The sequence below is a fragment of the Vibrio sp. Makdt genome, assembly GCF_027587015.1.
Taxonomy (GTDB): domain Bacteria; phylum Pseudomonadota; class Gammaproteobacteria; order Enterobacterales; family Vibrionaceae; genus Vibrio; species Vibrio chagasii_B.
The window spans coordinates 1-13,406 of the sequence record NZ_JAPPTH010000003.1 but is presented as its reverse complement, the minus strand read 5'-3'; the positions used below and the strand labels follow the sequence as shown (position 1 = coordinate 13,406).

General features: G+C 45.4%; 12 protein-coding genes. All 12 read right to left on the bottom strand.

The genetic code is table 11. From position 1 onward, the window contains the following. Positions 1–82: 82 nt before the first annotated feature. A complete protein-coding gene (gene fliG / locus OH460_RS04195; protein WP_008218275.1) occupies positions 83–1,144 on the bottom strand; it encodes a flagellar motor switch protein FliG in 1,062 nt (353 codons plus the stop codon). Beyond that, a complete protein-coding gene (fliF, locus tag OH460_RS04190; RefSeq protein ID WP_061033697.1) occupies positions 1,137–2,879 on the bottom strand; it encodes a flagellar basal-body MS-ring/collar protein FliF in 1,743 nt (580 codons plus the stop codon). The genes fliG and fliF overlap by 8 nt, the downstream gene beginning before the upstream one ends. A 16-nt stretch (positions 2,880–2,895) precedes the next feature. Further along, entirely contained in the window at positions 2,896–3,207 is a 312-nt protein-coding gene (gene fliE, locus OH460_RS04185) for a flagellar hook-basal body complex protein FliE (protein WP_061033698.1), read from the bottom strand. Between the two features lie 133 nt (positions 3,208–3,340). Then, entirely contained in the window at positions 3,341–4,750 is a 1,410-nt protein-coding gene (locus OH460_RS04180; protein ID WP_105059164.1) for a sigma-54-dependent transcriptional regulator, read from the bottom strand. Positions 4,751–4,783: 33 nt separating this feature from the next. Further along, on the bottom strand, positions 4,784–5,824 hold the full coding sequence (locus tag OH460_RS04175) for a sensor histidine kinase (RefSeq protein ID WP_269995373.1): 1,041 nt from the start codon (positions 5,822–5,824) through the stop codon (positions 4,784–4,786). Between the two features lie 184 nt (positions 5,825–6,008). Further along, positions 6,009–7,475, bottom strand: coding sequence for a sigma-54 dependent transcriptional regulator (locus OH460_RS04170; protein WP_008218264.1), 1,467 nt, complete (start codon positions 7,473–7,475; stop codon positions 6,009–6,011). A 229-nt stretch (positions 7,476–7,704) separates the two neighbouring features. Beyond that, positions 7,705–8,115, bottom strand: a complete 411-nt coding sequence (gene fliS / locus OH460_RS04165) for a flagellar export chaperone FliS (protein ID WP_008218262.1) — start codon at positions 8,113–8,115, stop codon at positions 7,705–7,707. A gap of 12 nt (positions 8,116–8,127) precedes the next feature. Beyond that, entirely contained in the window at positions 8,128–8,433 is a 306-nt protein-coding gene (locus OH460_RS04160) for a flagellar protein FliT (RefSeq protein WP_004739828.1), read from the bottom strand. 3 nt (positions 8,434–8,436) lie between these two features. Continuing rightward, a complete protein-coding gene (gene fliD / locus OH460_RS04155) occupies positions 8,437–10,464 on the bottom strand; it encodes a flagellar filament capping protein FliD (RefSeq protein WP_269995366.1) in 2,028 nt (675 codons plus the stop codon). A 22-nt stretch (positions 10,465–10,486) separates the two neighbouring features. Further along, on the bottom strand, positions 10,487–10,912 hold the full coding sequence (gene flaG / locus OH460_RS04150) for a flagellar protein FlaG (protein WP_008218257.1): 426 nt from the start codon (positions 10,910–10,912) through the stop codon (positions 10,487–10,489). A gap of 80 nt (positions 10,913–10,992) precedes the next feature. Then, positions 10,993–12,123: a flagellin gene (locus tag OH460_RS04145; RefSeq protein WP_061033702.1), complete on the bottom strand. Its 1,131-nt coding sequence runs from the start codon at positions 12,121–12,123 to the stop codon at positions 10,993–10,995. Between the two features lie 913 nt (positions 12,124–13,036). Then, a partial coding sequence (locus OH460_RS04140) for a flagellin (protein ID WP_269995361.1) occupies positions 13,037–13,406 on the bottom strand: 370 nt, incomplete at its 5' end.

Genomic DNA, 13,406 nt, shown 5'->3' with positions numbered 1-13,406 from the left:
AACAGCTAAACTGTAATTAATCTGTGGTTCGAGGTTGGATAAAGAAAAGCCCCAACGGTGTGGGGCTTTTGAGGTTTCTGTATTAAAGGAACTCGTCGGCGCCACCAGACAGCATAATCTCGCCACTGTCTGCCATCTTCCTCGCAATACCCAAAATCTCTTTCTGAGCCGCTTCTACGTCAGAGACTTTCACTGGCGGCATCGCCTCAATATCGTCTCTCATCATATCGGCAGCACGTTTAGACATGTTCTTGAAGATCTTCTCACGCAGGCCTTCATCAGCACCTTTAAGTGCTTTCTGTAGAACGTCTTGTGGTACGTCACGCAGCAGTTTCTGAACGCCTTGGTCATCCACTTCAATAAGGTTTTCAAAGACAAACATAAGATCTTGAATCTGCGTTGCCATGTCTTCGTCTTGATCGCGGATTTGGTCCATCAAGACACCTTCTACGTTGTTGTCCATGTAGTTCATGATCTCTGCCGCTGCTTTCAGGCCGCCAATTTTGGCCGCTTGCGCACCAGCTTGACCCGCGAACTGTTTCTCCATGATTTCGTTCAGCTCAGCAAGCGCCGAAGGTTGAACCTCTTCAAGGTTAGCAATACGCATCATCAGATCCAGACGCACACGCTCAGGGAACTGGGACAAAATCTCAGCAGACTGATCGGCTTCTAGGTAAGACAACACGATGGTTTGAATCTGTGGGTGCTCGTTGATGATAATACTTGCCACCTGACGAGGGTCCATCCACTTAAGAGAATCCAAGCCTTTAGAGCCCGTACCAAGAAGGATTTGGTCAACAAGGTTGTTTGCCTTGTCTTCACCCAGAGCAGCCACCAACGCATTACGCATGAAGTCTTCACTGCCCATACCGATGTTGGTGTACTTCTGAATATCATCCAAGAAAGCACGGTGCACTGCGCCTACCTTCTCTTGTGATAAATCCGTTGCACGCGCCATGGCACTACCCACACGTTGAACCTGCTTAGGTTCTAGGTGGCGAATAATACCCGCCGCATCCTCTTCGTTTAAACTCAACAACAAGATCGCTGCGCGCTCATCACCTGAAATAGAGGCGATATCCACACTCGCGACATCAAGCACTTCACCGCCTTCAGCTTGTTGTGGAACAATTTCGTTAGCCATCTGCCATCCAATTCTTAACTACTTGAGCTGCTAGCTCTGGTTCATTCGCTACAAGTGCACGTACTGCTTTCAGCACGTCTTCATCTTTATGAAGGTTTGGTAAGTCGATGCTTGAACCAAATTCAAACAACTCGCCACCTTCAATATCACCACCAATTAGGCTGGTCTCGCCATCGGCACCAATTGGCATGCCATCAGGGCCGTACATCTGTTCATCGTTGTCTGCAGCTGGGTTGAGCAGTTTCTTCATTGCTGGGCGAACAAGGACTAACACCACAACAATAATAACCAATGCACTCGCAAACCAACGTACCCAATCATTGAAGTTAGGGTGCTCCCAGATAGGCACATCAGGAACTACGTCCGTGATTTGTGGTGCGAACTGCATGCTTAATACATTCAATAAGTCACCGCGGCTTTCATCAAAGCCGACCGTACCAATCAGCACTTGGCGGATCGCGTTGATTTCACTGGCTGGAATTGGCGTGTGCACCACTTCACCGGTATCTGGGTTGATGGATTGACGATCTTTAATCGCGACCGATACTGTTTGACGGTTCACCGTGCCAGTTTGCTTACGCTCATGACTGATGGTGGTGTCTAATTCGAAGTTTCGAGTTGCTTCTTTATGAACCGAGCCCTGGCCTGTCATCGCGCCATCTTTCATCTGAGCGACATCCTGAGGGATAGACGCATCTGATGGAGGCTGGTTACTCAGCGCCCCCGGAATACCCGCGACAGTGTTGCCGTTATTGTAATCTTCTAAGGTGTATTCGCTTCGCGTTGCCGGCGTGTTCGGATCAAAACGTTTTCTGGTTTGTTCTACTGCGCTGAAGTCGAGCTGAATATCAACTTGAGCTGTGTAGTTTCCAAATCCAAGAATAGGAATAAGGATAGAGTCAATTTTCTCACGCAGTGCTTGCTCTTGATTACGCTCTAGCTCGTGCTCTTTACGACGCGCCGCTGACATAGGGTCTTGAGAGCCGGAGCTCAGCAGTCGGCCATGTTGATCAGTAACGGTAATACGCGACGTTTTCATTCCCGGAACGGCACTCGCCACCATATCGACAACAGAGTCAACCTCTTGCTGCTTAAGGTTAGTACCCGTTTTGAGGGTTAGAAATACAGAGGCAGAGGCTTCTTGATTATGACGAACAAAAACACTTTGCTTCGGCAGCGCCAATAAAACCTGCGCTTTACGCACCTGCTTCATCTGCTCAATGGCTTTCGCAAGCTGTCTTTCGCGGCTTAATTTGAGGCGCTCTTGCTCTAAACGTTGTGATACACCAAAACCCATGTCTTGCATGAGGATGTCATCACCTGCGTTTCGCTCTTGGTTCAAACCAGCGCGAACCATATTAAGCTTCAGGGAGTTATATTCACTTGCTGGCACCGAGATGGTATTACCCTCAAGCGAGTACTCGATCTTTTGCTGATCTAAGTAATCCAGAACTGGGATCAACTCTTCGGTTTCATAAGCCCCTAATGGACGCATTTCTGGCTCTTTAACCCAGAAAAACAGCATTACAATAAGCGCGACACAGATTGAGATAGATAGCACTAAGACGACCTGACGAAGTAAATCGAGGTCACCTACGGCCATATCAAATTTAGATGAACTACGTTCACCTAGATCCGGGTTTTGCCCTTCTCCGTCCAGCTCAGCACCCGCAATGAGTGCGTGGTCATTACCATCGCTCACGGTTAAATCTGTTGTTTGACTATTATCTGCCACTACTTAACTACCCAACTTATACCGGCATATTCATCAGCTCTTTGTACGACTCAACCAATTTATTTCTAATTTGGATTGTCGCTTCAAAGGCCACACTAGATTTATTACGAGCAATCATCACATCAGACAGCGACACACTTTGGTCACCGCTATCAAAACGAGTTTGTAGATCCCCTGAGGTCTTTTGCAATGAGTTCACATTGTTGATGGCTTGCGTCAGCATGTTGCCGAAGTCTGCACCGACCGTTTGCCCTGTCGCAGCAGGACGCGCGCTCGCAGCTTCAACCATCATTGCCTGCATTTCGCCTTGTAAACCATCTATTCTCATTTACTACCTCAAGGAGTCAAATTTATGACTATCTATTTTGCTGTATTATTGACAGAGCAATTAGCGTGCCATACCTAAAAACGACTAGATATCGTATTACACTAGTCAGAAAGCTGACACTACTAATCTGTGCTTAGTTTGGGATATCTATTCCAGCATCGCGCATTTTTGCTAACTTATAGCGCAATGTGCGAGGGCTAATACCGAGTTTCTCAGCCATATCTTTACGTCGGCCGTTACATGCGATCAAAGTTTCAAGGATGATCGCATACTCTTGATCTCTAAGCTCATTCCCCAGACCTTCACTGCTTGAAGCGATTTTGTTGATTGGGTTTGCTTCCGCAATAGGCTTAATATCTGGTGTTGCCACATCGCTACCTTCCACAATCTGCTGTAGGCCACTAGCGTCTTGCCAATCCACCCCTTCAAGTAGGATATGCTCACCAGAAATTTTTTCTTCTTCGCTCAGAATCAACGCACGCTGCACGACATTATCAAGTTCACGCACATTACCCGGCCACGGATAATTGACGAGTTTGCTGATCGCTTGAGGTGACATAACCGGAACTGGCATACCCAGTTTGGTACAGTGGCGCTCAACTAAGTGCTTCGCCAAAGGCTCAATATCACCTTTACGTTCACACAGTGGAGGCCAAGAAATTGGGAAAACATTCAAACGGTAGTACAAGTCTTCACGGAAATTACCTTCCGAGACATACTGCTTGAGGTCTCGGTTACTGGTGGCGAGTACACGAACATCAAGTTTAATGCTCTTACGGCTACCTAAACGCTCAACTTCACGCTCTTGCAGCACACGCAACAACTTAGCTTGCAGGCCAAGATCCATTTCACTGATCTCATCAAGTAAAATTGTACCGCCTTGAGCTTGTTCAAACTTACCTGGACACGCCTGAATAGCGCCAGTAAATGCACCTTTCTCATATCCAAATAGAGTCGCTTCCAACATATTGTCAGGAATTGCCGCACAGTTAATCGCGACGAACGGACCATCTTTACGGTTTGAGGCGTTATGGATGTAACGCGACATCACCTCTTTACCAGAGCCGCTCGGGCCCAAAACCATGACATTAGCGTCCGTTTTTGCCACTTTATCGGCCAGCATCATTAGCTTAATGCTTTTTTCATCAGCAACGATGGCATCACCATTGTCGTCCGATTTTACGGGAGCATAACGGCTCACCATGTTTAGCAATACTTCCGGCGCAAATGGCTTTGCCATATAGTCGATAGCGCCCTCTTTCATTGCAGCGACGGCGTCTTCGATGTTGGCATAAGCTGTCATCAACAATACAGGGAGATTTGGCCAGTGCTGCTTGATGTTTCTTAACAGCGCTAAGCCGCCCATGCCTGCCATTTGAACGTCAGAGACAACGATATCAACGGAGTTCGATTTTAGTTTGACCAGAGCATCTTCTGCGCAATCTGCTTCTAGCCATTCATAGCCAGCAAGCGCGAGTGTATCGACAAGGGCCTCGCGTAGACCTTCATCATCTTCGACGATTAACACTTTGCTTTGAGCCATAGGATTCTCCAGTGTAAATTCAGTTAAAACTTATTAGCCTTCAGTAGAAGCGCTTCTTTCTAGTGGCAAGCACATGGTAAAGCATGCGCCATCACCTTCTTCTGATATCAATTCCAGTCGACCTTCATGTGCTCGACATACCATTTGTACAACCGCCAAGCCTAAGCCTGTCCCTTGCGAGCGAGTGGTAAAGAATGGTTCCATGATTTTACCTTGAAGCTCTTTCGGTACGCCGGGACCACTGTCTTGTACTGATATCTTAAGCTCGCCGTTTACCGGCCTAAAAAACACATCTATCTGTGATTCTTTGCCGGCAATATGAACCGCGTTCAAAACCAGATTACTTAAAGCAGAGGCAATCGCGTTGGCATTGCCGAACATTTGAGTCTGTTCGCCTTCTACTTCTTGGCAGTAATCAATTTGGTTTGATTTCAACGCCGCTTCAACCATGGGCTGAAATTCTGTGATCAATTCAGCCACAGTAAAAGGTTTCACCACCTTATTATCGCCGCCCTTAGCAAACAGCAGCATGTCATTAACTTGCTTCTCTAAGTCATGAAGTCTATCCATAAGCTTAGATTGAAAACGTGTCTTCGTTGCCGGTGGTAAATTCGGTGCGGCAAGGTTTGACGCATACAACATTGCACTAGAGAGCGGTGTACGAACCTGATGAGCAAGTGACGCCACCATTCTACCTAATGACGACAGACGCTGGAGATCACTAACTCGTGATTGCAGCAAACGCGTCTCGGTCAGATCGGTAATCAAAATCAGCTGACCCGTAGTCGAAGCAGAAATCGCCAAACGTACCTTTCGACCATTCTTTAATGAGATCTCATGACCATCATCGTCTTTGGGATCAAAAGCACTTTGGATAACAGAAAACCACTTCTCTCCAACCAACTCGACGCCAAGAATGCGGTGCGCTTCGGGGTTTGCTTCTCTTACTTCACCATGGGTATCTAACAAGATGACACCAGCAGGCATAACATCGAGCACTTGCTTATAGCGCTCAACCTGTTGTTCAACAGAATCTAGGTGTGATTGATTTTCTGGTTCGTTAGATACGTGCATGTCAAAAATTTGCCTCAAATACTAAAACAGCCTGACACGCACAAAACGAGTCAGGCTATTTGCTATATTTATCACATAGTTAAGCAAGCAACAACTCGACTATGGTTTATCTTATCGCTTAGCTAAAGTGAACGATTAGCTAAAAATTTCGTGTGTGTTTTTCCGTTTTTCGAAAAGCAGAACACTAACGCTGCAGATTGTATTTACGCATTTTCTCAACCAGAGTGGTTCTGCGCATGCCTAACATGTCTGCCGCTCGAGCAACAATACCGCCTTGAGCTTCCAAGGCTTGATTGATCATATTCACTTCCATATCAGCGAGCAGCTCTTTCAGGTTTACACCTTCCGGTGGTAATTCCTGAGGTGCATTCGCATTATCAGTCATATCATCTTGCTGATCGAAGCTGAAATCTTCCGAGAACAGGTCAGCTAAAGCGTCACGCTCTTGCTCTTCCTCAGACACAAAGCTATTAAACTCTGGTTGGAATTCAGGGATGTCACTGTACCGATACTTAGTTGGCAGATGGTTTACGTCCACTAAGCTATTCGGATAGAGAATAACCATGCGCTCCACTAAGTTCGCCAATTCACGTACGTTACCTGGCCAATCGTGCTCCATCAAAGAGTTAATCGCACGAGGCGTAAAGCAGATAGGCATACTGCCTTCCGCTTCCATTCTCGTCATAAGCTCTTGAAGTAGAAGAGGGATATCTTCTTTACGCTCTTGTAATGCCGGCATTTCAATCGGGAATACATTCAAGCGGTAATAAAGATCTTCACGGAATGAATCATCGTCGATCATATCTTCAAGGTTACGGTGTGTAGCCGCAATTACTCGAACATTCGCCTGAATAGTGCAATTGCCACCTACACGTTCAAAGCATCGCTCTTGTAGTACGCGTAACAACTTAACCTGCATCGCCATTGGCATATCGCCAATTTCATCAAGAAATAGTGTGCCACCTTCAGCTAACTCAAAACGTCCTTTACGTGCCGTAATTGCACCTGTGAATGCGCCCTTCTCATGACCGAAAAGTTCACTCTCAAGCAAATCTGGTGGAATTGCACCACAGTTCACTGGAACAAAAGGACCAGTGCGACGTTTTGAATGGTAATGAATGTTACGAGCAACCACCTCTTTACCGGTACCAGATTCACCGAGAATCAGTACGTTGGCTTCGGTAGAGGAAACTTGTTCAATCAAGTGACGAACTTCTTGAATGCCAGCACTTTGACCCACTAGACTGCGAAACAGTGTGTTCTTACGGGCTGAAGAGACAACCTGAACACCTTTGCGTCCTAAGAAATCTTTACAGTGTCTTAATGCATCACTTAATTGGGGATAGTTAAGAGGCAGCTCGAGTTCACCAACAAAATTGGTGAGCTCGTCAACCGGGTGGTTGTTTTTGCCAATCACAAGCAGAGGGATGTGATTCGCGTGAACAAGCTTATCATTCAGTAATGCGTTGAAGCCTTTACCTTTTATTGAGCCAATAATACAACCAGCCCACTGTAGTGACCAGTCGACTTTGCGCGCTTGTTCAGAGCTGATTACTTCGCAGCTCTCTCCTACAAACTCTAATATTGTGCTTAAATTGTGACGATCTTGAGCGTTATCGTCGACCACAAGCAGTTTTGCCAAACCTTGCATAAGTAGGAATTATTGCCTTTATTTTGGTGCGATGCGGAAAAACGGTGAGCAACGTATTCCATAAAATTAAGAATTCTATCTATGATTATGGTTTACGAGGACAAATTTATGAAATCAGCAACGAAAAAAAGCCATTAGGCTATCTAATGGCTTCTATTTTATTTGATTAAAAAAATAAGGCAACCAACCAATTAGCGGATCTAAGGTTAGTTAAAACTGCAATTTTTCTTTAAATACCGACTTCAGCAGACGTCAAGTTGTGATATTCATTCGGAATTTGGTCCCAAGCGCTCTTAATTTCGCGGATAATATCGATAACATCATCAATAGGCTGTGGGTCATTTTTGTGATTTGCCGCAGAAATTTGCGTGATCATGAACTCATAAAGTTGATCTAGGTTTTTCGCAATATCACCACCATCGTCCATAGAAAGGCAGCTACGAAGGCTAATAATGATGTCTAGAGCCTTACCTAGTCGCTCACCTTTCACCGGTATATTGCCCGCTTGCATTGCCGCTTTACCTTGGATCAAACGCTCGATCGCGCCAGCCATTAGCATTTGCACAATCTTATGCGGTGAGGCAGCCGTTAGCTGACTATCCACTGATACCTTTTTATATGCCTGTAAAGAACCGCGCATAGTAAACCTCTTCTATAAAAACTTTTTGTATTGTTGAACTGACTTGGCACCATGTCGGTACTTGTGCAGGGTTTTCCCTACCCGGCCAGTTTCAGACTGCATCAATTCGACTAATTTTCTTGTTCTCGAAATGGCTTCAAACCACTCCGAACTTTGCTTAACGTCAGGGTGTGAATCGATGAATTGAAGCACGTTTTGCAATAACTGTTCTCTGTTATCGACAAGCGTCGCTATTTCTTCAGCATTAATTTCACTAAATTCGAGCTTAGAGATAATTAATTGATCTAGTTCACAAAGCTCTTGAAGCTGACTGGTCATCTATTAACCCAACGCATTCATCATGCTACCAAGCTGAGACTGCATCTTACTGGTTGCATCTTGCATGGCGGTGAACTTAGAGTGAGTACGACTTTCAAGACTGTCCATACGGCGGTCTAAAGCGTTTTGGTCGTCTGCTAAGCGGTAGTTTTGCTCAACCAGACTCTTTTCTCGAGTACGAATTGACCCAGTAATACCAGTGATGCCCTGAATCGCATCTTCGACTTTTTTAGCAAAGCCATTATTGCCGCCAAAAAACTCGCCAAGCTTATCAAAGTTATTGTTTAGCTGTCGGTCGAGCATGTCGTAGTTGATCTCTAGCGAGCCTTGTCTGGTAGTCGTGATACCAAACTCAGTTAAAGACTTAAGGTTCTCTGGCGCCCCTTCGATGCTTGAAGAGAATACGCCTTTCAATCGTGAGTCGGCGTTACGGACCGTGCTGTCACCAGAAAGCGGGCCTTTTTGTCCAGTCGCAGGATCGACACCTGCCAAGTTTTTAGACACTTGGTAAAACTGGTTGTAAGAATTCACAAAGGCTTCGATGTCTTGACGAACACTATTACGGTCGTACTCAACTCCAATTTCTGCTGGCGGCTTATCTTTTGGCGTCTTTCCTTTCACCGTAATATCAATGCCTTCAACGGCATCTTCAATCACATTGTTATTACTAGAGAGCTGAGCGACACCATCCAGTACCACCATTGAATCTTGACCAGCTTGGACTTCGGTCATGCCGCTGTAACTATCAAAAGATTGTTGAGCAAGCGCCAAATCAGCTTGCGCTTTGTCGACTTTCTCTAAGCGCTCTCGCTCTTCAGGCTCTAATTTGGCACGCTCGATATTTTTTGCTTGCTCTGCGGTCAATTCACCGTTTTCTACTTTCTTGGCCAGATCCGCTTTTTCTTGAGCGATCTTCTCTTCGATACGTGCTTGCTCTGCCTCTAGCTTTTGCTGAGCTTCTTTCGGTGTCACATATGAATCAGTCAAGGTACCAGAGGCCGTGTTTGACCACCCAGGAACATCAGGCGCCTTCTCGATCGCTTTTTCGTCAAGCTCAAGTTCTGGTGTGTAATAAGAATCTAACAGCGTGCCAGAAGCCGTTTCCGTCCAACCTGGGATATTGTCTTCAGGCATGACAGATTTTGCCGCCTGAGCTGCATCTAGTGCAGCTTGACCATCAGCAGCAGCTTGCTCGCCATAGCTAAGGTTTTGAGAGCCATCTTCTGCAGGAGACACTGAGTCCGCTTGTGAACCTGGAATGATTTTGCCGTCTTCGTCGACAGCTTCATCAGCTTTCGGGACATCGTCAGAGATAGCCTCATCGATAAGATCAACGGCTTTTCCAGCAGGTGTGAGACCAAGTACGTCTTGAGCGGCAATACGAGCTTTCTCTAGCGCTTCAACACGTTCTTCAAGGGTTTTGTATTCGAGTTTTTTGAGAGGGTTAGACGCATCAGAGTCGACACTGATACTGATTTGTTGATCGGCACCCGATTGGTTGGAGGCGACGATAAGTCGTGGGCCTTCGACATCATTGATAATAGACGCGCGAACGCCTGGGTTTCTTTCTGCACCGTTTATGCTGCGAACAACATCGATGAGCTTTGATCTATCACCAACTTGCACATCAAAGCTATCATCACCAAGCGAAACCTGCAGCTTACCTGGGCCAAATTTCATGTCATCAGATAGAACATCTGACGCTACTTTATGACTCTGGGCAAGCTGCAACACATCGATGGCGTATTTGCCAGCGATCGCTTCAGTAGTCGCGGTTGCAGAAACAAGCGCTTCATCAGTACTTTCTACTGTACGTACAGCGAAAGCTTTTTCCTGACGAAAGTTTGTCATCAGGTTTTTCATCGAATCGAGAGATTCCCTGAGTCTTCCATAGGCACTAATGCTGGTATCGATTCGCGCTCTTTCATTGTCGATTCGTTGCTGTTTAGGTACACGCTCCGAATCCACAATTTTGCTGACCATGGAATTGATATCCATGCCAGACGAAATCCCCATTGGGCCAAAACTCATTAAACCACCTCAATAATACGACTTAGACCTTCACCTCAAATATTCTACTATTCGAGTTTTGGGCTGCTAGGCGTCTTAGAATTTCAAGCATTTCTTCATCGGGTATCTGACGAATAATATCGCCGGTTGTGGTTTCATAAATAGTCACCACATCCCTTCCCGATTCTTCATCGACCTTAAAGGCAACCCCCTTGTTAAGAGAGGAGATAAACTCGTTTACCTTCTCCACCATCTTGACTCGCTCTTCATCATTTAACTCTTTTCTCTCTTGAGCTAATTGAATCGCAGCTTCGGTAGCTTCTTCTTTCGATTTCTCTACCTTGCCATAAGAGGTTGCTTCTTTCAGCCGTGAAATGCTCGACGCACTACTACCTTCATCGCTTGCAATTTTAATGCCATTAGGTGAGCCATAAGGCTGGATGTTCGATGCGTTAGATGGTATTTCCATAACACTCTCCCTCCATCCTTCATGAGCCAACAGTAAAACTCCACGTAAAGCGGAGTTTACCGCTACTTACCGAGGTAAGTTTAGCCCAATAAGCTTAAAGCTGCTGATGGTGATTGTTTTGCTTGAGCTAGGATAGAAGTACTCGCCTGTTGTAGGATTTGAGACTTCGTCATTGCTGTTGTTTCTTTCGCGTAATCGGTATCTTTGATACGGCTCTTAGACGCATTAACGTTTTCGTTGATGTTTTCTAAGTTGCTGATTGCGTGGTCAAAACGGTTTTGGAAAGCACCAAGAGATGCACGTTGGCTATCTACAGATTTTAGAGCGCCATCGATGATAGATACCGCTTCGTTTGCACCGGCAACTGATGTTACGTCGATGTCATTTACGGTTACATCTTTGCCTGCGCCAATACCTAGCTCACTTGCAAGGCTGCCACCAAACTCAACATCACCTTCAACTTTTTGGCTGGAAGCGAAAAGTTGTAGTTTACCGCCTTCACCTACCGACGCTTTAACGTCTTGGCTTTGACCGTTGATGTAAGTTGCTAGCTCTTCGATATCGTTGCCTTCTTTAGCAGAGATAGATAGCTCTTGAGCTTCACCGAACTTATCGTTGTATTTGATAGTCAGGTCAGCACCAGCGCCTACACGCCAAGATGCATCTTTACCTTCAGTAACACCGTAGCTCTTACCACCCATGTCTTGAGTGTCAGTACGCATGTTGCTCATAGAAAGCATTACCGCTTCACCTGAGTCAGCACCGATTTGGAAAGATTGGCTACCGTAAGTACCGTTAAGAAGCTTGTTACCACCAAAAGAGGTTGTTTCAGCGATACGGTTAAGTTCTGTGTTTAGAGCAGATACTTCTTCTTGGATAGCAACACGCTCAGACTTGCTGTTTGAACCGTTTGCAGATTGAAGAGAAAGGTCACGCATACGTTGCAGAATGTTGGTTGACTCATTCATCGCACCTTCAGCTGTTTGTGCAATAGAGATACCGTCATTCGCGTTTTTCACAGCCATATCTAGGCCACGGCTTTGCGACGTTAAGCGGTTAGAGATTTGTAAGCCTGCAGCATCATCTTTTGCGCTATTGATTTTATAGCCAGAAGACAAACGCTCCATTGATTTTTGAGTACCTTCAGCCGCGTTATTTAGGTAACGCTGAGCCGTCATTGCAGACACGTTAGTGCTTACATTAATCGCCATAGTTGATCTCCTTTAGGCATTTTTTTAATGCACCCATGTGACTCTCACCTCACACAAATACATATCAATTTGTTTACGCACCACTGTCTCTCTCACCTTACATTGGTACATATCATTTCTCTCAATCCCTTTAACGGCGCCTTAATTAGAAGCTTTAATAAAAAATGTGTTTTTTTTCGCATTATTTTCAATAACAAAGAAAAATGTGATCGCCATTCAATTAATCGACCGATATGCGCTAAAGTTTCCCGCTCGCTTAGATTAATAAGCATATGGTTGAATACAAAGGACAACTGAGATCCCTGATATCTCGTTCTACTCGATTCTGGGATGACGAATTACTGTTTTAGTCCTTTGCACAACTCCATTCCCTAGGTAACTCTGCATTTCTGTCTGTGGTAAACAAAAACTAAAGAGACCTCTCCCTCGAAAAGCTAGATTTCTGCTATCTCGTTCCACTCGATTCCGGGATGACGGCTAATTACCTCACCGACATACAGATAGCTCTTCATTTCTGACAGTGGTAAACCAAAACTAAAAAATCACTTCCTCGAAAAGCTCGATTCCTGACACCTAGTTCTAGTCAGTTCTGGAATGACGATAAAATATTTGGTCTAACTGAGTCGTTAATTACTCTAGCCATTTGTAATGCTATTAAAGAAATGCAGGGATCATCATCGCTTGGTTCCCGTCATTCCCTACAGTGAGGCACGAACGTGATAGGGAATCTCGCTTGTCATCCACACCTTACTTAGCAATTCCCCTACACATTTTTGCGATTCGTAGAAAAGCAAAAACCCAGCCGAAGCTGGGTTTGTTTAGCGCTCATCTCTCACCACGAGCTAATTTGTGGAAGCCTTACGTTAACGCTTTGTTTCAACAACACTTATAGTCAACGTGGCTTTTTAATCGATTAACCTAGTAGGCTAAGTGCCGAGTTCGGTGCTTGTTTCGCTTGAGCAAGAATCGAGCTTGAAGCTTGAGAAAGGATCTGAGACTTAGTCATCTGAGTCGTTTCTTTCGCGAAGTCGGTATCTTTAATACGGCTCTTAGATGCATTAACGTTCTCGTTAATGTTGTCTAAGTTGCTGATAGCGTGGTCGAAACGGTTTTGGAAAGCACCTAGCTCTGCACGGTGGCTGTCTACGTACTTAAGTGCTGCATCGATTACTGCTACAGACTCTTGCGCGCCGCCAACAGACGTTACGTCGATAGTATCAACGGTTACGTCTTTACCCGCTTGAATGCCTAGCTCACCAGCAAGACCACCAGAGAAAGACACG